This is a genomic window from Dickeya zeae NCPPB 2538, assembly GCF_000406165.1.
In the GTDB taxonomy this organism is placed as follows: domain Bacteria; phylum Pseudomonadota; class Gammaproteobacteria; order Enterobacterales; family Enterobacteriaceae; genus Dickeya; species Dickeya zeae.
Window position 1 is genome coordinate 3,988,280 of sequence record NZ_CM001977.1, and the last position, 17,546, is coordinate 4,005,825.

A 17,546-nucleotide genomic window follows, 5' to 3' on the forward strand; every position below is an offset into this window, starting at 1 on the left:
AATCTTTTTTTCCGTTCGCGCATTTTTCCACCCTTACGTTGAGTTATTGTGCAGGCAACGCTATTTTCTGAGCGATAACGCCGGATCAATCAAAGATCTGGGATCCATTACACTAACGTTAGGAGAATACGGCACATGTCCGAGACATTACGCCCGTTTAAAGGAACGCGCCCTGTTATCGGTAAAAATGTCATGGTGGATCCTTCCAGTATTGTGATCGGGGAAGTCACACTGGCAGATGATGTGAGCATCTGGCCACTCGTCGTCATCCGGGGGGATGTTAACTTTATCCAGATTGGCGCTCGAACCAACATTCAGGATGGTTGTGTTTTACATGTCACCCATCGTTCAGAAAAGAACGAACATGGAAATCCACTCATCATCGGTGAAGATGTCACTGTCGGGCACAAGGTTATGTTGCATGGCTGCACCATCGGAAATCGTGTGCTGGTAGGAATGGGATCAATCCTTCTTGATGGCGTCACTGTTGAGAATGACGTCATTATTGGAGCGGGTAGTCTGGTTTCACCTGGGAAGACACTGGAGACAGGCTACCTTTATCTGGGTAGTCCAGCTAAAAAGATCCGCCCACTCACTGAGCAAGAGCTGGAAGGTTTACACTATTCAGCCAACAATTATGTGCGTTGGAAAGACGAATACCTAAACCAGCCATCTCAGTAAAGAAGGCATAGGCGCTTTTCATTAATTAATGGATTTATTTCAATTAATGGGGTTATTTCCCAAACAGAAAGCGCCCTTTTCATCATGTTCATCATTACGGATCAAACGCTCAAACTCATCTTCCCAATCCCAACGATGTTCGCGGAACAGTGACAGCCACTGTTCCGGTGGTGCGTCACCATAACGAGCAAGCAAAATATCTTGTCTAATGATGCACTCACGCTGGAACCCACCGACCAGTGCCGGAAAAATGATCGCCTCATCAAGATCACTCCACCGCTCCCGGTCGGGGAATTGGATCGCCTGATTCATGCCCCCAGTTCCTGCTTCATTTTATGGATCACCGGCACAACGTCAGGCATGACACCGTGCCACAAATTGAACGCATGTGCCGCCTGCCAGACCAGCATACCTATACCGTCAACATACCGTTGCGCCCCTTGCTGGATGCACCATTTCAAAAAAGGCGTCGGTTCCGACTGATAAAACATGTCATAACAGCACACATCGGGAGATATCAGAGAAGCAGGTAAATCAGGCACATCACCCGCTATACCTGATGAGGTGGCATTAATAATTACATCAACACGCTGACTATCTGGTATTTCTAGCGGCAGTGCACTTACCTGACCATAGCAGTTGAAATGCTCAGCCAGTGCTGCCGCTCTGGAAAATGTACGGTTAACGATGATTACCTCGCATCCGTACGCAAGCAAAGGCTGAATAACGCCACGCGCTGCACCCCCTGCTCCCACGAGCAACACCCGATTACGCGGCTGGATAAACTCATGCTGCTGCAAATCACTCAACAGGCCTATACCATCCGTATTATCACCATACAGCGAACCATCACCTTTCTTTTGAACCGTGTTAACGGCACCAGCAGAACGGGCTCGTTCACTCAACTCGTCCACCGCAGCACATGCACGCTCCTTAAATGGGGCCGTTACATTCGCGCCACATGCACCATGCTGGAAAAATGCGTTCAGACTATCTTCAAAGCCATCCAATGGGGCGAGAATACGCTCATATGTCAGCGAAATCCCGGTTTGCTCTGCAAACAACGCATGAATACGCGGCGATTTGCTATGCGCGATAGGATGACCAAAAACAGCAAAAGATTGACTCGCAGACACCTTATTCTCCAGTAGTTACTACCCTTGACGCAGCATTTCACCCGTCAAAGCATCACGAATTTCAGACGGATTCAGACGACCGCCAACTTCCCCATTGAGGACAGGAAAACGCTCGCCAAACTGCGCAGTAACTTCTCTGGCGGTACGACAAGGCGGCAGACCGCTCAAGTTAGCGCTGGTTGAAACCAGCGGCTTGCCAAATGCCAGACACAATTGCTTCACCAACGGGTGATCACTCACTCGCACCGCCAGCGAACTAAAACGTCCGGTCAACCAGTCCGGTGTTTCCGCTCTGGCTGGAATCACCCAGGTCACCGGACCAGGCCAGGTGGCGAAAATCGTCTGACGTTGCGCATCAGACAAGGCAGAGAACTCAATATAAGATTCCAGTTGCTGAAAATTCGCTGCAATCAGAATCAGACCCTTTTCACGCGGGCGTTGTTTTAGCGCCAGCAAGCGCTCTACCGCCACCTCACTGTCAGGATCACATCCGAGTCCAAATACAGCCTCCGTTGGGTAGGCGATCACTCGCTCTTCCCGCAATTGCTGTAACAGCAGTGCTAAATCTTCAGAATTTACGTTACTCATCACTATGACGTTCTTCTACCGGCTTTCCACATAATTTACTGGCGCAAAAGCGTCTTACTCCGTGCGCGGTTTTCTTCTCGAGTAATAATGGATAATGACAATACTCACACTCCCCTGCGAGCGGCTTATGATTCAGCGAAAATTGACAAGAGGGGTAACGCTCACACGCGTAAAACGTCTTGCCGTAGCGAGATTTCCGCTGAAGCAATCGGCCTTCATGGCATTGGGGGCATATCAAGGCAGTTTCATCCGGGCGATCAATCGCTTCTGTATGATCGCATTCAGGATAGTTGCTACAGCCAATGAACATACCATAGCGCCCTTGACGTAACACCAGTGTCGACTGGCAGCAAGGGCAAGATTGACCATCCAGCACTTTCACCACATGCCCATCAGCATTGGCTTTAAGCGGACGGATATAACGACATTCAGGATAACTTGAACAGCCAAGAAACGGGCCGTGCTGCCCGGAACGGATAATCAGCACAGCCCCGCATTCAGGACATACCTGTTGATGCTTGTCAGCAATAACGGCTTTGTTCATGATTTACTCTGATTCCCGACTACTGCAAATACCCTTCATTCGCCTCAAAGAGTAAATCTTCCATTTGCTGATAAGCATTTTCACAGCCAGGCACATTGAACAGCACCATCAAAATGACCCATTTCAAATCCTCAAGGTCAAAATCCTGTGTCTCAAGTGCCATGACCCGATCAATAACCATTTCTCGGGTTTCCAGATTAAGGACCTTAATCTGCTCAAGAAACAGCAGAAAACCACGGCAATCTGCATCCAGACGCTGCTCTTCTTCAGCCGTGTAGATGCGTAACGCCAGGGGATCACTGGCCAATGCTAAAGGCGGAGTTTGCCCTTCCTGCAGATCAGCCAGTTTTTCCAGCCAGTCCAACGCGCTGTAGATATCATCACGATCAAATCCCGCGCGGGTGAGGTCATCAGTCAACGTATCTTGATCGACACGCATTTCAGTTTCATTGTGGATGTAAGTTTCAAACAAGTACATGAGTACGTCGAACATGGCCTGCCCTCCTTATACGGACATAGCCGCCGGGTACAGCTGCGATCCACCCTGCTAACTCCAGATCCAGTAACTTAGTCACCACCTCTGGCACAGGTTGGCCGGCACGTTCAGCGACAACGTCAACAGGTGTAACCTCATCTCCTACGGTAGCCAACACATCAGCAAATGGCAATTCCAGTTCACCTTCCGTCGCACAAATAATTTCAGGAACGCCCTCATTGGGAATATCGGCAAACCAACGCAGCCCATTATGGAGTTGTTCAAAAATGTCCTGAGGCTGAGTAACCAAAGTTGCGCCTTGTTGTATCAGCCAGTGGTTACCCTCCGTCATCGGATTGCCGATCGGACCAGGCAAGGCAAAAACCTCACGATTCTGTTCCAATGCATAACGCGCCGTCACCAGCGATCCACTACGCAGTGACGCCTCTACGACCAGAACCCCCAGACTTAATCCACTGATGATGCGATTACGGCGAGGAAAGTTTACCGGCAGCGGCGGTGTATTTAGAGGGAATTCCGACACCAGAGCACCACCCTGCGCCACGATGGCATCCGCTAACGCCACATGTCGGCGGGGGTAAAGTCGACGTAATCCACTTCCTAAGACGGCAAGGGTTTTTCCTTCTGCCTGTAAAGCGGCTCGATGGGCAATTCCATCAATACCGACGGCCAGCCCACTGGTTACTGTCAAACGATTTTGGCTGAGTTGTTCGCTAAAGAAATGTCCCCACTGTTCGCCATAAGCACTATTGTTACGGCTACCCACCACCGCGATTTGCGGAGATGACAGGAGGTTTAGCTCTCCAATGACATACAAACATGCCGGGGGAGAAGCAATGTTACTGAGCAGTGGAGGATAATTGGCGCTGCCAAATGTCACCAGGTGATGGGCCGGCTTTTCCAACCAGCCGATGGTATTCTGTACATCCAAGTCGCTCAGGCCGAAAAATTGCTCGGTCTGATTTTGCGTCAAACCTAACGCTTTCAGATGTTCGGCCAAATACGAATTCTCGGCCTGCAATTGGCTGAACACTAGCGCACAGCGTTTGGCTCCAAGCCCCTTAACCGACGCCAGACGCAACCAGATTTCCGTATCCATCATACCCCACTCCACACCCTGCTCTACTGTGGCCGTGATGCTGTCAATCACCCCCGGAAATGTCTACAATAAAGACTGGAGCATTCTAACCACCTGAATACAGATCTAAACCTATATGTCAGTCTTGCAAGTATTACATTTTCCCGATGAGCGGCTTCGCACTCAGGCAAAGCCGGTAAAAGAAGTTAATGCAGAAATTCAGCGTATCGTGGACGATATGTTCGATACCATGTACGAGGAAGAAGGTATTGGCCTTGCCGCAACACAAGTTGATATCCATCAGCGCATCATTGTTATTGATGTGTCCGAAGAACGGGATCAACGACTTGTGCTGATCAACCCGGAACTGCTGGAAAAATCCGGCGACACAGGAATAGAAGAGGGTTGTTTGTCGATTCCAGAAACCCGTGCATTGGTTCCTCGGGCTGAGCACGTCAAAGTGCGTGCGCTAGACCGTGAAGGAAAACCTTTTGAACTTGATGCTGACGGATTGCTGGCAATTTGTATCCAACATGAAATGGATCATTTGGTTGGTAAGCTGTTTGTCGACTATCTGTCGCCGCTGAAGCGCCAGCGCATTCGCCAAAAGTTGGAGAAATTAGCCCGGCAAAACAGCAAGGCATAAAACAGTATCGTAAACCTATATCCAGACAGGAAACTACGTGTCATTACGCATTATTTTCGCAGGAACGCCCGATTTCGCCGCGCAGCACCTTGCTGCGCTGTTATCCTCGGAGCATGAGATTGTCGGTGTCTTTACCCAGCCTGACCGCCCGGCAGGGCGTGGTAATAAACTGACCTCCAGCCCGGTCAAGGTGTTGGCCGAGCAGCATGGCATCCAGGTATTCCAACCCAAATCATTACGCCCCAGCGAAAACCAGCAAGTCGTGGCAGGACTCAACGCTGACGTGATGGTCGTAGTTGCCTATGGCCTTATCCTGCCACAAGCGGTTCTGGATATGCCCCGGTTGGGATGCATCAACGTTCATGGGTCACTATTGCCACGCTGGCGTGGGGCCGCACCGATACAACGTGCGCTTTGGGCTGGTGACAGCCTGACTGGCATCACGATCATGCAAATGGATGCCGGATTAGATACTGGCGCCATGCTTCATAAAATCGAATGTGCTATTTTGCCAGATGACACCAGTGCCACACTCTACGACAAACTGGCGAAGCTTGGCCCACAAGGGCTGATGGAAACTCTGGCGCAGCTGTCTTCATCTCAGGTCACAGCACAAGTGCAGGATGACAGCCTGGCAACCTACGCAGAAAAGTTAAGCAAAGAAGAAGCGCGATTAGACTGGCAATTGTCTGCAGAGCAACTGGAACGTTGTATTCGGGCTTTCAACCCTTGGCCCGTCAGCTATTTTCTGGTTGAGGAACAGCCAGTAAAAGTCTGGAAAGCACAGGCGCTAGATACTCAGCACCAACAACAGCCAGGAACGGTGCTTGCAGCCGATAAAGAAGGCATCAGAGTCGCCACCGCTAACGGCATATTAAATATTCAAATGCTTCAGCCATCAGGCAAAAAAGCCATGTCGGCACAGGACTTGCTGAATTCGCGTCGTGAATGGTTCATCCCAGGCAACACATTAGCCTGATACTACGGTGCCGACAGACTAGTCGGTACCACCATTATTCCCCTATTCTTCTGAGCCGATGAAAAGCACATACAATCTTCGCAGTATTGCCGCCACCACCCTTGTACAGGTTGTAGAACAAGGGCAATCACTTAGTCAATTACTGCCTGCGCTCCAACGTGACATCAGTGAAAGAGATCGCGGCCTGCTGCAAGAGATCTGCTTTGGTGTATTGCGCGTATTACCGCAGTTGGACTGGTATCTTCGTCAACTGATGACAAAACCGCTTACCGGCAAACAGAAAGTTCTGCATTATCTGCTAATGGTTGGCCTTTACCAGCTCATCCATACCCGCATTCCCCCTCATGCCGCTCTGGCAGAAACAGTGAATGGCGCAGTAGCCCTGAAACGTCCGCAATTAAAAGGGCTGATTAATGGCGTATTACGCCAATTTCAACGCGAGCAGGAGGCGCTGCAGCAGCGGTTACAGAACAACCCAGCACGTTATTCGCACCCCGACTGGCTGCTACAACGACTGAAAAAAGCCTACCCCAGTCAGTGGGAACGGATTATCGACGCCAACAATCAACATCCTCCGATGTGGTTAAGGGTCAATCGCCGTCATCATACCCGTGAAGCATATCTGGCGTTATTACAGGAAAAAGGGATTGAGGCTCATCCTCACGCACACTATCCAGATGCCATCAGACTGAGCACGCCTTGTGCTGTCAGTTTATTGCCGGGCTTTGAACAAGGGTTTGTGACCGTACAAGATGCTTCTGCACAGGGCTGTATCCACTGGCTATCACCACAAGACCACGAGGATATTCTCGACCTCTGTGCCGCACCCGGCGGCAAAACAACACATATACTTGAAGCTGCACCTCATGCCCGCGTACTGGCCGTTGATGTTGATGAACAACGCTTGAAACGAGTCAGAGAAAATTTGCAGCGGCTTAATCTGCATGCCGAAGTCAAATGTGGTGATGGCAGAACACCTGCACAGTGGTGCGGTGATAAGTGTTTTGACCGCATTTTACTCGACGCACCCTGCTCTGCTACCGGTGTCATTCGTCGCCACCCAGATATCAAATGGCTACGTCGGGATAGCGATATCGCCGAACTGGCATCGCTACAAAACACGATTCTGGAAGCTATCTGGCCGCGACTGAAAACCGGTGGCACGCTGGTTTATGCCACTTGTTCAGTATTACCGGAAGAGAATTGCCAACAAATAGCAGATTTCCTGCAACGACACGCCGACGCGATGCTGGTCGATACCGGAACCCCAGCCTCACCAGGGATACAAATGTTGCCTGAGGCGGAAGATGGCGATGGTTTCTTTTATGCGAAGCTGGTAAAAAGCGGGCAATAGTCCACAGCTCCCCAACGGGAACAGACACGGCAGAAATGACGATGAAGATAATTATTCTTGGTGCAGGTCAGGTTGGCGGAACGCTGGCGGAAAATTTGTCGGGTGAAAACAACGATATTACGGTTGTGGACACCAATACCACTCGGTTACGCCAGCTTCAGGACAAATTCGACCTGCGCGTGGTTACAGGTTATGCCTCTCATCCACGCGTGTTGCGCGAAGCTGGAGCAGAAGACGCGGATATGTTGATAGCCGTAACCAACTCAGATGAAACCAACATGATCGCCTGTCAGGTCGCTTATTCGCTGTTTAATACCCCTAACCGTATCGCCCGAATCCGTGCATCAGAGTATATCCGCGAGTCAGAGCAGTTATTCCAGTCTGAAGCAGTCCCCATCGACCATCTTATTTCGCCGGAACAGCTGGTCATCGATAATATCTACAAATTAATCGAGTATCCGGGGGCATTGCAGGTCGTCAATTTCGCCGAAGGAAAAGTCAGTATTGCTGCGGTAAACGCATATTATGGCGGGCCTCTGGTAGGGAATGCCATCGCGACAATGCGCGATCATATGCCTCATATTGAAACCCGGGTTGCCGCAATTTTTCGACATGACCGCCCTATTCGCCCACAAGGCTCAACCGTTATTGAAGCGGGAGATGAAGTATTCTTTATTGCTGCTTCACAACATATTCGGGCCGTCATGAGTGAAATGCAGCGTCTTGAGAAGCCCTATAAACGCATCATGATTGTTGGCGGGGGAAATGTAGGTGCAGGCCTTGCTCGTAAACTGGAGAAAGACTATAGCGTTAAACTGATAGAACGCGATGCACTTCGGGCTGCGGAACTGGCTGAGCGTTTACAAAATACCATTGTTTTCCATGGTGATGCCTCGGACCAGGAATTACTGGCTCAGGAACATGTCGAGCAAATCGACGTATTTATCGCCATCACCAATGATGATGAAGCCAATATCATGTCAGCTATGTTGGCCAAGCGAATGGGGGCGAAGAAAGCAATGGTCTTGATCCAACGTCGAGCCTACGTCGACCTGGTTCAGGGAAGTGTCATTGATGTGGCTATATCACCACAGCAGGCAACGATCTCTGCTCTGTTGGGGCATGTCCGCAAAGCAGATATCGTCAGTGTTTCATCACTACGACGTGGAGTGGCGGAAGCCATTGAAGCCATTGCGCATGGCGATGAGGGGACATCGAAAGTAGTCGGTCGCATGATCGCTGATATCAAACTCCCGCCTGGAACAATTATTGGTGCCATTGTACGTGGCGACGATGTGATCATTGCTAATAATAATTTACAGATTGAGCAGGGCGATCACGTCATCATGTTTCTGACTGATAAGAAATATATTTCTGACGTTGAGCGTTTATTCCAACCCAGTCCGTTCTTCCTCTGACCACCTTTCCTCAGGGCGTGTTAACCCGCGCCCTATGTCATATGCCATTTTGGTAATTTCTTTATCACTTGTTAGAATTAAAAGGGTTTAACAGGAGATAATGCAATGAGTCTGATAAAAGAGTTTCGTGAATTCGCCATGCGCGGCAATGTTGTTGACCTGGCTGTAGGGGTCATTATTGGTGCGGCATTTGGGAAAATCGTATCGTCGCTGGTATCGGACATTATTATGCCGCCATTGGGGTTATTGATAGGCGGTGTCGATTTCAAGCAGTTCCATTGGGTTTTACGAGAAGCTCAGGGCAACCTTGCTGCCGTCAGCATAAACTACGGTACATTCATTCAGAATATTTTTGATTTTGTTATCATGGCCTTCGCCATTTTTATGGCCATAAAACTGATGAACAAATTACGCCGCACTCAACAGGAACAACCGAATACCCCACCGAAAATCACCGCGGAAGAAACACTCCTGACAGAAATAAGAGATCTGCTCAAACAGCAGATTGATAGCCAGTCTAAAAATTCATAACTGATCTTGATAACTGAAACAGCAAATCAGAAGGCCAGTGGTAAAAGTGTTATTGCTCTTACCACTGGCCTCCCAATTTTTACTCTGTGCTTTCTGATGTTTCTCTTTGCGCCGATAACTTCCTTTACCTTTAGCATTTTGCTCGACACGTTGGCGAAACAAGGGGTCATGCAGTAATGCTTCGAGTGCATTATCGGTTATTCGACCTTTAGTATGGCGATAGCTCGACATAAATTACCTCATTTGATAGACATAACATTGGCAAGGACACCGTATTATAACGACAGGTCAGTCGTCTTTCTCAGGGTGTAACCTCTTCTCAAACCGGCTCATCAGTTGATGCCGATAAGACATTTTTAAAAAATCCGTGTTGACGCCTGAAAGCTGTAAACGCAATTCAAGCGCTCTGAGCTGCCGGGATAACTCAACATACTCGTTTGATGCAGGGTCAGTAGTGAGCAGTAAATCTGCCAGTGTCAACGCGTCCTTACGAGTTGATAACTCCGGTGGTAAAAAACCAGAATTCTTCATCAAGTGGTATGCGCTGCGCAACTCACTAGGGACGGCGCTATTATCATCCAATTGAAGCGGCTTACCGCTTCCCGATAAATGATCCAATTCTCCGCGCTTTTGTGCTTCGAGTATATGGCGCTCAGCCCATTCATCAATAGGAAACATAACACAACCTCATACTCGAGATTTTATTCATATGATAGTGGATTGAAAAGCACTCGAACAGCGGCGGGGAGGGCTAAAATAAGGACGTAAAAAAACCGGGTTTCCCCGGCTTTTTTACGCTAGTGCAAATTACTCTGCAGCAGCAACTTCTTCTGTCTGAGAAACTGCGCGATCAACGAGCTCGATGTATGCCATCGGCGCATTGTCACCAGCACGGAAGCCACACTTCAGAATACGAGTGTAACCACCAGCACGGCTCGCGAAACGCGGGCCCAGTTCGTTAAACAGTTTAGCCACGATCTCGTTATCACGAGTGCGGGCAAATGCCAGACGACGATTAGCAACGCTGTCGGTCTTGGCAAGAGTAATCAGCGGTTCAACAACACGACGCAGCTCTTTCGCTTTCGGCAGGGTCGTCTTGATAATCTCATGACGAACCAAAGAACCAGCCATGTTACGGAACATAGCCTGGCGATGGCTGCTGTTACGGTTCAGTTGACGACCACTCTTACGATGGCGCATGACCTTATCCTTCTCAGTAAAACCTTAACCTGTGATCCGGTTACTCATCAGCAATGCTTGCCGGTGGCCAGTTTTCCAGGCGCATGCCCAGTGACAAACCACGAGAAGCCAGCACGTCTTTGATCTCAGTAAGAGATTTTTTACCCAGGTTAGGCGTTTTAAGCAATTCAACCTCGGTACGCTGTACCAGATCACCGATGTAGTGGATAGCTTCTGCCTTAAGGCAGTTAGCAGAGCGGACAGTCAATTCAAGATCGTCAACAGGGCGCAGCAGGATCGGATCGAATTCTGGTTTCTCTTCTTTCACTTCCGGCTGACGTACATCACGTAAGTCAACGAAAGCTTCCAATTGTTCAGCCAGAATGGTTGCCGCACGGCGGATCGCCTCTTCAGGATCGATCGTACCATTGGTTTCCATTTCGATAACCAGCTTGTCCAGGTCAGTACGCTGTTCAACACGCGCTGCTTCAACATTGTAAGCGATACGCTCAACAGGGCTGTAGCAAGCGTCGACTAACAGACGACCGATCGGGCGCTCATCTTCTTCCGTATGAATACGGGCAGACGCCGGCACATAACCACGACCACGCTGAACTTTGATACGCATATTGATAGATGCATTCTCATCGGTCAGATGGCAGATCACATGCTGTGGCTTGACGATTTCGACATCACCATCATGGGTGATGTCGGCTGCAGTCACAGGGCCAATGCCAGATTTATTCAGGGTAAGAATAACTTCATCTTTGCCTTGAACTCTCACCGCCAGCCCTTTCAGGTTGAGCAGGATTTCCAGGATATCTTCCTGTACGCCTTCTTTGGTGCTGTACTCGTGCAGTACACCATCAATCTCAACCTCGGTCACCGCGCAACCAGGCATGGATGAAAGCAGAATACGGCGCAGTGCGTTACCAAGAGTATGGCCGAAGCCCCGCTCTAACGGCTCAAGGGTCACCTTGGCGTGCGTCGAACTAACTTGCTCGATATCTACCAGGCGCGGTTTTAGAAACTCTGTCACAGAACCCTGCATTGTGTCCTCTCTTTGGTACTAAGCTTTACTTGGAGTAAAGCTCGACGATCAGGTGTTCATTAATGTCCGCAGACAGATCGGTACGTTCAGGAATACGTTTGAACACACCTTCCATCTTGGCAGCATCAACTTCCAGCCAAGTTGGCTTTTCACGCTGTTCAGCCAGCTCCAGAGCGGCCTTAACACGAGACTGCTTTTTCGCTTTCTCGCGGATGCTGACTACGTCATTCGGAGATACCTGATAAGAAGCGATGTTAACAACGCGACCATTTACCATAACAGCTTTGTGACTTACCAGCTGACGAGCTTCTGCGCGGGTAGCACCGAATCCCATACGGTAAACAACGTTGTCCAGACGACCTTCCAGCAACTGCAACAGGTTGGCACCTGTATTGCCTTTCAGGCGAGCGGCTTCTTTGTAGTAGTTACGGAATTGACGCTCCAGAACACCGTAGATACGGCGAACTTTCTGCTTCTCACGCAACTGTACACCATAGTCAGACAGACGCGGTTTACGTGCGCCGTGCTGGCCAGGAGCTTGTTCAATTTTACACTTGGAATCGATCGCGCGAACACCAGACTTTAGAAACAGGTCGGTGCCTTCACGACGGCTCAGCTTGAGCTTAGGACCCAAATATCTTGCCATTTTCTTTCTCCAGCAATCCTAAAAGCGGCGTTACACGCGACGCTTTTTCGGCGGACGACAACCGTTATGAGGGATCGGAGTCACATCAGTAATGTTAGTGATGCGGAAACCAGCCGCGTTCAGAGCGCGGATAGTAGACTCACGGCCCGGACCAGGTCCTTTAACCATAACTTCCAGATTCTTGATACCGTACTCTTTCACAGCTTCAGCGCAGCGCTCTGCTGCTACCTGAGCGGCGAACGGAGTGGATTTACGAGAACCACGGAAACCGGAACCACCGGCAGTTGCCCAACCCAACGCATTACCCTGACGATCGGTAATGGTAACGATGGTGTTGTTGAAAGAAGCATGGATATGAGCCACACCGTCAGAGACTTGCTTTCTTACACGCTTACGTGCACGAATAGGTGCCTTTGCCATTATTCAATCACCCCGATTATTTCTTGATCGGTTTGCGCGGACCCTTACGGGTACGGGCGTTAGTCTTGGTACGCTGACCGCGAACCGGCAGACCACGACGGTGACGCAAACCACGATAAGTACCAAGGTCCATCAGGCGCTTGATGCTCAGGGTGATTTCACGACGCAGGTCGCCTTCTACAACAAACTTGGCAACTTCGTCACGCAGCTTATCGATTTGCTCTTCAGACAGCTCACTGATCTTAACATCTTCAGCAATACCCGTTGCAGCACAGATAGATTTGGAACGGGTTTTACCAATGCCGTAAATAGCAGTTAATGCAATTACGGTATGTTTATGATCAGGAATGTTAATGCCTGCTATACGGGCCACTATGCACTCCTACAATTTTATAAAGCAATATCATTCTGAAAAGCCCGTTTTCAGGATACTCAAATGACATTGCAGTTACATACAAAAGATTGGCTGGCTAATCTAGCCAGCTCAATCCAACTTTGCAAGAAAAATATGCGAGATAATCAGCCTTGGCGCTGTTTATGCTTCGGTTCGGCACTGCAGATAACGCGAACGACGCCGTTACGCTTAACAATCTTACAGTTACGACATAATTTCTTGACGGAAGCACGAACTTTCATTTTTACTCTCCGTAACTTCTCAAGCTAACCTAATCAGCGGCTATAGCCTTTCAGGTTCGCCTTCTTCAATGCAGACTCGTACTGACTTGACATCAGCAGCGTTTGCACTTGAGCCATAAAGTCCATGATCACAACAACAACGATCAGTAATGACGTCCCACCGAAATAGAACGGCACTTTCATTGCGTCACGCATGAACTCCGGGATGAGGCAGATAAAGGTAATATACATCGCACCAACTAACGTCAGGCGGGTCATTACTTTATCAATATACTTCGCCGTTTGCTCTCCCGGACGAATTCCTGGCACGAATGCACCGGACTTCTTCAGGTTATCTGCTGTTTCACGCGGGTTAAACACCAACGCGGTATAGAAGAAACAGAAGAAGATGATTGCAGATGCATAGAGTAACACATAAAGCGGTTGCCCAGGCTGCAGATACAGCGAAATAGTCGTCAGCCAGTTCCAACCGGTACCGCCCCCAAACCACGATGCTATCGTCGCCGGGAACAGAATAATACTGGAAGCAAAGATAGCTGGAATAACACCGGCCATATTCACCTTCAGTGGTAAATGTGTACTCTGTGCTGCATATACGCGACGTCCTTGCTGGCGTTTGGCGTAGTTAACAACGATACGACGTTGACCGCGCTCGATAAACACCACAAAGAACGTTACAGCGAATACCAGCACTGCAACCAACAGCAACAGGAGGAAGTGCAGATCGCCTTGCCGCGCTTGCTCGATGGTATGGCCAATAGCCGGCGGTAAACCCGCAACAATACCTGCAAAGATTATGATTGAGATACCGTTACCGATACCGCGTTCAGTAATCTGCTCGCCCAGCCACATCAGGAACATAGTCCCTGTGACCAGACTGACAACAGCGGTGAAATAAAACGCAAAGCCTGGATTAATTACCAGACCTTGCATTCCAGGCATATTCGGTAAACCGGTAGCAATACCGATTGACTGAAATATCCCCAACACCAAAGTGCCGTAGCGGGTGTACTGGCTGATTTTACGTCGGCCAGCTTCCCCTTCCTTCTTAATTTCCGCCAATGCGGGATGAACCACCGTCAACAACTGAATGATGATGGATGCCGAAATATACGGCATAATTCCCAGTGCGAAAATTGAAGCGCGGCTTAAAGCACCACCAGAGAACATGTTAAACATTTCAATGATGGTGCCACGCTGTTGTTCGAGCAATTTGGCAAGCACAGTGGCATCAATACCAGGAATGGGAATAAAAGAGCCAATACGGAAAACAATCAACGCACCGATAACAAACAACAGTCTGCGTTTCAGTTCGCCAACTCCGCCTTTAGCACTTTGAAAATCTAATCCTGGTTGTTTAGCCATCTGCTACTTATTCCTCAATTTTGCCGCCAGCAGCTTCGATAGCAGCACGAGCGCCTTTGGTGACGCGCAGACCACGAATCGTTACCGGACGTGCAACTTCGCCAGACAGAATCACTTTCGCGAATTCAATCTGAACGCCGATGACGTTAGCAGCTTTCAGCGTATTCAGATCAACAACATCGCCTTCCACACGAGCCAGATCAGACAGACGGATTTCCGCTGTAATCATCGCTTTGCGAGAAGTGAAGCCGAACTTCGGCAGACGACGATACAAAGGCATCTGACCGCCTTCGAAGCCACGACGTACGCCACCGCCAGAACGAGAGTTCTGACCTTTGACGCCGCGACCACCAGTCTTACCGAGGCCGGAACCAATACCGCGACCTAAGCGCTTCGGCGCGTGTTTAGAGCCTTCGGCCGGAGACAGAGTATTCAAACGCATCTGTTACTCCTCCACTTTAACCATGTAGGAAACCGCGTTGACCATACCGCGAACAGCAGGAGTATCCTCGCGCTCAACGGTGTGACCAATACGACGCAGACCCAGGCCAAGCAGCGTTGCCTTATGTTTCGGCAGACGACCGATTGCACTACGGGTTTGAGTAATTTTAATAGTCTTTGCCATGGTCAATTACCCCAGAATGTCTTCAACGGATTTACCACGCTTGGCAGCGACCATTTCCGGGGACTTCATGTTAGCCAAGCCGTCGATAGTTGCACGAACCACGTTAATCGGGTTTGTGGAACCATAGGCCTTAGCCAATACGTTGTGAACCCCTGCAACTTCCAGGACGGCGCGCATTGCACCACCGGCGATGATACCGGTACCTTCGGAAGCTGGCTGCATGAACACACGAGAACCTGTGTGTGCACCTTTAACCGGGTGCTGCAGAGTGCCGTTGTTCAGCGCGACATTCATCATATTGCGACGGGCTTTTTCCATCGCTTTCTGGATCGCTGCCGGAACTTCGCGAGCTTTGCCGTAACCAAAACCTACGCGACCGTTACCATCACCTACCACAGTCAGTGCTGTGAAGGAGAAAATACGACCACCTTTAACGGTTTTAGATACGCGATTTACCGCGATCAGCTTTTCCTGCAGTTCGCCAGCTTGTTTTTCGATGTGAGCCATCTTACACCTCTACCTTAGAACTGAAGGCCAGCTTCACGGGCAGCATCTGCCAGTGCCTGGACTCGACCATGATATTGGAACCCGGAACGGTCAAAGGCCACACCCTTGATGCCTTTTTCCAGAGCGCGTTCAGCAACAGCTTTACCAACAGCTGCGGCCGCGTCTTTGTTACCGGTATACTTCAGTTGCTCAGCGATAGCTTTTTCTACAGTAGAAGCGGCTACCAGGACTTCAGAACCGTTCGGTGCGATAACCTGCGCATAAATATGCCGGGGGGTACGATGTACCACCAGACGAGTCGCACCCAATTCACGGATTTTGCGACGTGCGCGGGTTGCACGACGGATACGAGCTGATTTCTTATCCATAGTGTTACCTTACTTCTTCTTAGCCTCTTTGGTACGCACGACTTCATCGGCGTAACGGACACCTTTGCCTTTGTAAGGCTCAGGACGACGGTAAGCACGCAGGTCAGCCGCTACCTGACCGATCAGCTGTTTATCCGCACCTTTCAGTACGATTTCAGTCTGAGACGGACATTCAGCAGTAATGCCTGCAGGCAGTTCGTGATCGATCGGGTGAGAGAAGCCCAGGGCCAAATTCACCACATTACCTTTCACGGCTGCACGATAACCTACACCTACCAATTGCAGCTTTTTGGTGAAGCCTTCGGTAACACCGATAACCATGCTGTTCAACAGGGCGCGGGTAGTACCGGCCTGAGCCCAGCCATCAGCAAAACCTTCGCGCGGGGCGAAAGTCAGCACGTTATCAGCTTGTTTAACTTCGACAGCGGCATTGATCTCACGAACCAACTCGCCGTTTTTACCCTTGATCGAAACATCCTGACCGTTGAGTTTTACCTCTACGCCGGCAGGAATGACGACGGGTGCTTTTGCAACACGAGACATTCTTCCCTCCCGATTAAGCTACGTAGCAGATAATCTCGCCACCAAGACCAGCCTGGCGAGCTGCACGATCAGTCATCACACCTTTAGAGGTAGAAACAACTGCGATACCTAAACCGGCCATAACTTTCGGCAGCTCATCTTTGCGTTTATAGATGCGCAGACCAGGACGGCTGATACGCTGAATGCTTTCTACAACAGCCTTGCCCTGGAAATACTTAAGAGTCAGTTCCAGTTCAGGCTTGGTGTCGCCTTCAACTTTAAAATCTTCAATAAAACCTTCTTCCTTCAGCACGTTGGCAATTGCCACTTTCAGCTTGGAGGAAGGCATGGTGACCGCAACTTTGTTCGCGGCCTGACCGTTACGGATACGGGTCAGCATATCCGCGATCGGATCTTGCATGCTCATCTGTCTTTACTCCCGTGATTCAATTGGTGACAATTACCAGCTAGCCTTTTTCAGACCCGGAATTTCACCGCGCATGGCGGCTTCACGGACCTTGATACGGCTCAACCCGAACTTCCGCAGGAAAGCGTGCGGACGACCTGTCTGGCGGCAGCGGTTACGCTGACGGGACGGGCTGGAATCACGCGGCAGAGTCTGCAGCTTGAGAACAGCATCCCAACGATCTTCGTCGGATGAGTTCACATTGGAGATGATAGCTTTCAGCTCAACGCGCTTGGCGAAGAATTTATCAGCTAATTTCACGCGCTTAACTTCGCGTGCTTTCATGGATTGCTTAGCCATTAGTAACCCT

28 protein-coding genes are annotated in these 17,546 nt (G+C 49.8%); 6 read left to right on the forward strand and 22 right to left on the reverse strand.

Translation table 11 applies throughout. The features are described 5' to 3' along the window. The first annotated feature begins 135 nt into the window (after window positions 1-135). On the forward strand, window positions 136-681 hold the full coding sequence (locus tag DZE2538_RS17395; RefSeq protein WP_023640859.1) for a gamma carbonic anhydrase family protein: 546 nt from the start codon (window positions 136-138) through the stop codon (window positions 679-681). A gap of 39 nt (window positions 682-720) precedes the next feature. On the opposite strand, the gene DZE2538_RS17400 is transcribed toward DZE2538_RS17395, so the two are convergent. Genes DZE2538_RS17400 through dprA form a run of 6 tightly spaced genes read right to left on the reverse strand, consistent with a single transcriptional unit; the run spans window position 721 to window position 4,547 of the window. Continuing rightward, window positions 721-993 carry a DUF1488 family protein gene (locus DZE2538_RS17400; RefSeq protein WP_023640860.1) on the reverse strand — a complete coding sequence of 91 codons (273 nt, stop codon included), beginning with the start codon at window positions 991-993 and terminating at the stop codon, window positions 721-723. Continuing rightward, a complete protein-coding gene (gene aroE, locus DZE2538_RS17405; protein ID WP_038914700.1) occupies window positions 990-1,817 on the reverse strand; it encodes a shikimate dehydrogenase in 828 nt (275 codons plus the stop codon). Before aroE ends, DZE2538_RS17400 begins: the two co-directional genes overlap by 4 nt. Window positions 1,818-1,835: 18 nt before the next feature. Continuing rightward, on the reverse strand, window positions 1,836-2,405 hold the full coding sequence (gene tsaC / locus DZE2538_RS17410; RefSeq protein WP_110372321.1) for an L-threonylcarbamoyladenylate synthase type 1 TsaC: 570 nt from the start codon (window positions 2,403-2,405) through the stop codon (window positions 1,836-1,838). Continuing rightward, window positions 2,398-2,949 carry a DNA topoisomerase family protein gene (locus DZE2538_RS17415; RefSeq protein ID WP_023640863.1) on the reverse strand — a complete coding sequence of 184 codons (552 nt, stop codon included), beginning with the start codon at window positions 2,947-2,949 and terminating at the stop codon, window positions 2,398-2,400. The genes tsaC and DZE2538_RS17415 overlap by 8 nt, the downstream gene beginning before the upstream one ends. Window positions 2,950-2,968: 19 nt before the next feature. Next, entirely contained in the window at window positions 2,969-3,442 is a 474-nt protein-coding gene (locus DZE2538_RS17420) for a DUF494 family protein (protein WP_012886329.1), read from the reverse strand. Continuing rightward, the gene (dprA, locus tag DZE2538_RS17425; protein WP_023640864.1) at window positions 3,414-4,547 is read right to left on the reverse strand and encodes a DNA-protecting protein DprA; all 1,134 of its coding nucleotides are present in this window, start codon (window positions 4,545-4,547) and stop codon (window positions 3,414-3,416) included. Before dprA ends, DZE2538_RS17420 begins: the two co-directional genes overlap by 29 nt. A 112-nt stretch (window positions 4,548-4,659) precedes the next feature. Between dprA and def the strand changes: the two genes are divergently transcribed. From def to mscL, 5 genes are all read left to right on the forward strand, one after another. Then, window positions 4,660-5,169: a peptide deformylase gene (gene def, locus DZE2538_RS17430; protein WP_012886331.1), complete on the forward strand. Its 510-nt coding sequence runs from the start codon at window positions 4,660-4,662 to the stop codon at window positions 5,167-5,169. 37 nt (window positions 5,170-5,206) lie between these two features. Continuing rightward, window positions 5,207-6,148, forward strand: coding sequence for a methionyl-tRNA formyltransferase (fmt, locus tag DZE2538_RS17435; protein ID WP_023640865.1), 942 nt, complete (start codon window positions 5,207-5,209; stop codon window positions 6,146-6,148). Window positions 6,149-6,206: 58 nt separating this feature from the next. After that, entirely contained in the window at window positions 6,207-7,502 is a 1,296-nt protein-coding gene (gene rsmB / locus DZE2538_RS17440) for a 16S rRNA (cytosine(967)-C(5))-methyltransferase RsmB (protein ID WP_038916878.1), read from the forward strand. A gap of 41 nt (window positions 7,503-7,543) precedes the next feature. Further along, a complete protein-coding gene (gene trkA / locus DZE2538_RS17445; protein WP_019845206.1) occupies window positions 7,544-8,920 on the forward strand; it encodes a Trk system potassium transporter TrkA in 1,377 nt (458 codons plus the stop codon). A 105-nt stretch (window positions 8,921-9,025) separates the two neighbouring features. After that, window positions 9,026-9,451 (forward strand): large-conductance mechanosensitive channel protein MscL, encoded by a 426-nt coding sequence (gene mscL / locus DZE2538_RS17450; protein WP_038916879.1) that lies wholly within the window; start codon window positions 9,026-9,028, stop codon window positions 9,449-9,451. Here the strand turns inward: mscL and DZE2538_RS17455 are convergent. The 16 genes from DZE2538_RS17455 to rpsN all read right to left on the reverse strand — a co-directional run bounded on the left by DZE2538_RS17455 (window position 9,446) and on the right by rpsN (window position 17,536). Continuing rightward, on the reverse strand, window positions 9,446-9,682 hold the full coding sequence (locus DZE2538_RS17455) for an alternative ribosome-rescue factor A (RefSeq protein WP_023640866.1): 237 nt from the start codon (window positions 9,680-9,682) through the stop codon (window positions 9,446-9,448). The two genes, mscL and DZE2538_RS17455, sit on opposite strands and share 6 nt — an antisense overlap. A gap of 57 nt (window positions 9,683-9,739) precedes the next feature. Continuing rightward, a complete protein-coding gene (locus DZE2538_RS17460) occupies window positions 9,740-10,129 on the reverse strand; it encodes a DnaJ family domain-containing protein (RefSeq protein ID WP_038916880.1) in 390 nt (129 codons plus the stop codon). Window positions 10,130-10,258: 129 nt separating this feature from the next. Further along, window positions 10,259-10,651, reverse strand: coding sequence for a 50S ribosomal protein L17 (gene rplQ / locus DZE2538_RS17465; protein WP_012768122.1), 393 nt, complete (start codon window positions 10,649-10,651; stop codon window positions 10,259-10,261). A gap of 40 nt (window positions 10,652-10,691) precedes the next feature. Next, complete coding sequence (locus DZE2538_RS17470; RefSeq protein WP_012768121.1) at window positions 10,692-11,681, reverse strand: DNA-directed RNA polymerase subunit alpha; 990 nt, start codon at window positions 11,679-11,681, stop codon at window positions 10,692-10,694. Between the two features lie 25 nt (window positions 11,682-11,706). Further along, entirely contained in the window at window positions 11,707-12,327 is a 621-nt protein-coding gene (gene rpsD, locus DZE2538_RS17475) for a 30S ribosomal protein S4 (RefSeq protein WP_012768120.1), read from the reverse strand. Between the two features lie 30 nt (window positions 12,328-12,357). Next, the gene (gene rpsK, locus DZE2538_RS17480) at window positions 12,358-12,747 is read right to left on the reverse strand and encodes a 30S ribosomal protein S11 (RefSeq protein WP_002919257.1); all 390 of its coding nucleotides are present in this window, start codon (window positions 12,745-12,747) and stop codon (window positions 12,358-12,360) included. 16 nt (window positions 12,748-12,763) lie between these two features. Next, on the reverse strand, window positions 12,764-13,120 hold the full coding sequence (rpsM, locus tag DZE2538_RS17485) for a 30S ribosomal protein S13 (protein WP_012768119.1): 357 nt from the start codon (window positions 13,118-13,120) through the stop codon (window positions 12,764-12,766). 146 nt (window positions 13,121-13,266) lie between these two features. After that, window positions 13,267-13,383 carry a 50S ribosomal protein L36 gene (rpmJ, locus tag DZE2538_RS20540; protein WP_002227352.1) on the reverse strand — a complete coding sequence of 39 codons (117 nt, stop codon included), beginning with the start codon at window positions 13,381-13,383 and terminating at the stop codon, window positions 13,267-13,269. Window positions 13,384-13,416: 33 nt separating this feature from the next. Then, a complete protein-coding gene (gene secY, locus DZE2538_RS17490) occupies window positions 13,417-14,748 on the reverse strand; it encodes a preprotein translocase subunit SecY (protein ID WP_012886340.1) in 1,332 nt (443 codons plus the stop codon). A gap of 7 nt (window positions 14,749-14,755) precedes the next feature. Beyond that, window positions 14,756-15,190, reverse strand: coding sequence for a 50S ribosomal protein L15 (gene rplO / locus DZE2538_RS17495; RefSeq protein ID WP_012886341.1), 435 nt, complete (start codon window positions 15,188-15,190; stop codon window positions 14,756-14,758). A gap of 3 nt (window positions 15,191-15,193) precedes the next feature. Beyond that, the gene (gene rpmD, locus DZE2538_RS17500; RefSeq protein ID WP_004846568.1) at window positions 15,194-15,373 is read right to left on the reverse strand and encodes a 50S ribosomal protein L30; all 180 of its coding nucleotides are present in this window, start codon (window positions 15,371-15,373) and stop codon (window positions 15,194-15,196) included. Window positions 15,374-15,379: 6 nt separating this feature from the next. Beyond that, window positions 15,380-15,880, reverse strand: a complete 501-nt coding sequence (gene rpsE / locus DZE2538_RS17505; RefSeq protein WP_012768115.1) for a 30S ribosomal protein S5 — start codon at window positions 15,878-15,880, stop codon at window positions 15,380-15,382. Window positions 15,881-15,894: 14 nt separating this feature from the next. After that, the gene (gene rplR / locus DZE2538_RS17510; protein WP_012768114.1) at window positions 15,895-16,248 is read right to left on the reverse strand and encodes a 50S ribosomal protein L18; all 354 of its coding nucleotides are present in this window, start codon (window positions 16,246-16,248) and stop codon (window positions 15,895-15,897) included. Between the two features lie 9 nt (window positions 16,249-16,257). Continuing rightward, entirely contained in the window at window positions 16,258-16,791 is a 534-nt protein-coding gene (gene rplF / locus DZE2538_RS17515) for a 50S ribosomal protein L6 (RefSeq protein WP_013319697.1), read from the reverse strand. Window positions 16,792-16,804: 13 nt separating this feature from the next. Continuing rightward, window positions 16,805-17,197 (reverse strand): 30S ribosomal protein S8, encoded by a 393-nt coding sequence (rpsH, locus tag DZE2538_RS17520; RefSeq protein WP_012768112.1) that lies wholly within the window; start codon window positions 17,195-17,197, stop codon window positions 16,805-16,807. Window positions 17,198-17,230: 33 nt separating this feature from the next. Continuing rightward, on the reverse strand, window positions 17,231-17,536 hold the full coding sequence (gene rpsN / locus DZE2538_RS17525; RefSeq protein ID WP_012768111.1) for a 30S ribosomal protein S14: 306 nt from the start codon (window positions 17,534-17,536) through the stop codon (window positions 17,231-17,233). Between the last annotated feature and the right edge of the window lie 10 nt (window positions 17,537-17,546).

What these genes read in the sequence shown, in the direction of transcription:
- DZE2538_RS17395 (WP_023640859.1), top strand. Translation starts at nt 136, where the DNA reads ATGTCCGAGACATTACGCCCGTTTAAAGGAACGCGCCCTGTTATCGGT.
- DZE2538_RS17400 (WP_023640860.1), bottom strand. Translation starts at nt 993, where the DNA reads ATGAATCAGGCGATCCAATTCCCCGACCGGGAGCGGTGGAGTGATCTT.
- tsaC (WP_110372321.1), bottom strand. Translation starts at nt 2,405, where the DNA reads ATGAGTAACGTAAATTCTGAAGATTTAGCACTGCTGTTACAGCAATTG.
- DZE2538_RS17415 (WP_023640863.1), bottom strand. Translation starts at nt 2,949, where the DNA reads ATGAACAAAGCCGTTATTGCTGACAAGCATCAACAGGTATGTCCTGAA.
- DZE2538_RS17420 (WP_012886329.1), bottom strand. Translation starts at nt 3,442, where the DNA reads ATGTTCGACGTACTCATGTACTTGTTTGAAACTTACATCCACAATGAA.
- dprA (WP_023640864.1), bottom strand. Translation starts at nt 4,547, where the DNA reads ATGATGGATACGGAAATCTGGTTGCGTCTGGCGTCGGTTAAGGGGCTT.
- def (WP_012886331.1), top strand. Translation starts at nt 4,660, where the DNA reads ATGTCAGTCTTGCAAGTATTACATTTTCCCGATGAGCGGCTTCGCACT.
- rsmB (WP_038916878.1), top strand. Translation starts at nt 6,207, where the DNA reads ATGAAAAGCACATACAATCTTCGCAGTATTGCCGCCACCACCCTTGTA.
- trkA (WP_019845206.1), top strand. Translation starts at nt 7,544, where the DNA reads ATGAAGATAATTATTCTTGGTGCAGGTCAGGTTGGCGGAACGCTGGCG.
- mscL (WP_038916879.1), top strand. Translation starts at nt 9,026, where the DNA reads ATGAGTCTGATAAAAGAGTTTCGTGAATTCGCCATGCGCGGCAATGTT.
- DZE2538_RS17455 (WP_023640866.1), bottom strand. Translation starts at nt 9,682, where the DNA reads ATGTCGAGCTATCGCCATACTAAAGGTCGAATAACCGATAATGCACTC.
- DZE2538_RS17460 (WP_038916880.1), bottom strand. Translation starts at nt 10,129, where the DNA reads ATGTTTCCTATTGATGAATGGGCTGAGCGCCATATACTCGAAGCACAA.
- rplQ (WP_012768122.1), bottom strand. Translation starts at nt 10,651, where the DNA reads ATGCGCCATCGTAAGAGTGGTCGTCAACTGAACCGTAACAGCAGCCAT.
- DZE2538_RS17470 (WP_012768121.1), bottom strand. Translation starts at nt 11,681, where the DNA reads ATGCAGGGTTCTGTGACAGAGTTTCTAAAACCGCGCCTGGTAGATATC.
- rpsD (WP_012768120.1), bottom strand. Translation starts at nt 12,327, where the DNA reads ATGGCAAGATATTTGGGTCCTAAGCTCAAGCTGAGCCGTCGTGAAGGC.
- rpsK (WP_002919257.1), bottom strand. Translation starts at nt 12,747, where the DNA reads ATGGCAAAGGCACCTATTCGTGCACGTAAGCGTGTAAGAAAGCAAGTC.
- rpmJ (WP_002227352.1), bottom strand. Translation starts at nt 13,383, where the DNA reads ATGAAAGTTCGTGCTTCCGTCAAGAAATTATGTCGTAACTGTAAGATT.
- secY (WP_012886340.1), bottom strand. Translation starts at nt 14,748, where the DNA reads ATGGCTAAACAACCAGGATTAGATTTTCAAAGTGCTAAAGGCGGAGTT.
- rplO (WP_012886341.1), bottom strand. Translation starts at nt 15,190, where the DNA reads ATGCGTTTGAATACTCTGTCTCCGGCCGAAGGCTCTAAACACGCGCCG.
- rpmD (WP_004846568.1), bottom strand. Translation starts at nt 15,373, where the DNA reads ATGGCAAAGACTATTAAAATTACTCAAACCCGTAGTGCAATCGGTCGT.
- rpsE (WP_012768115.1), bottom strand. Translation starts at nt 15,880, where the DNA reads ATGGCTCACATCGAAAAACAAGCTGGCGAACTGCAGGAAAAGCTGATC.
- rplR (WP_012768114.1), bottom strand. Translation starts at nt 16,248, where the DNA reads ATGGATAAGAAATCAGCTCGTATCCGTCGTGCAACCCGCGCACGTCGC.
- rplF (WP_013319697.1), bottom strand. Translation starts at nt 16,791, where the DNA reads ATGTCTCGTGTTGCAAAAGCACCCGTCGTCATTCCTGCCGGCGTAGAG.
- rpsH (WP_012768112.1), bottom strand. Translation starts at nt 17,197, where the DNA reads ATGAGCATGCAAGATCCGATCGCGGATATGCTGACCCGTATCCGTAAC.
- rpsN (WP_012768111.1), bottom strand. Translation starts at nt 17,536, where the DNA reads ATGGCTAAGCAATCCATGAAAGCACGCGAAGTTAAGCGCGTGAAATTA.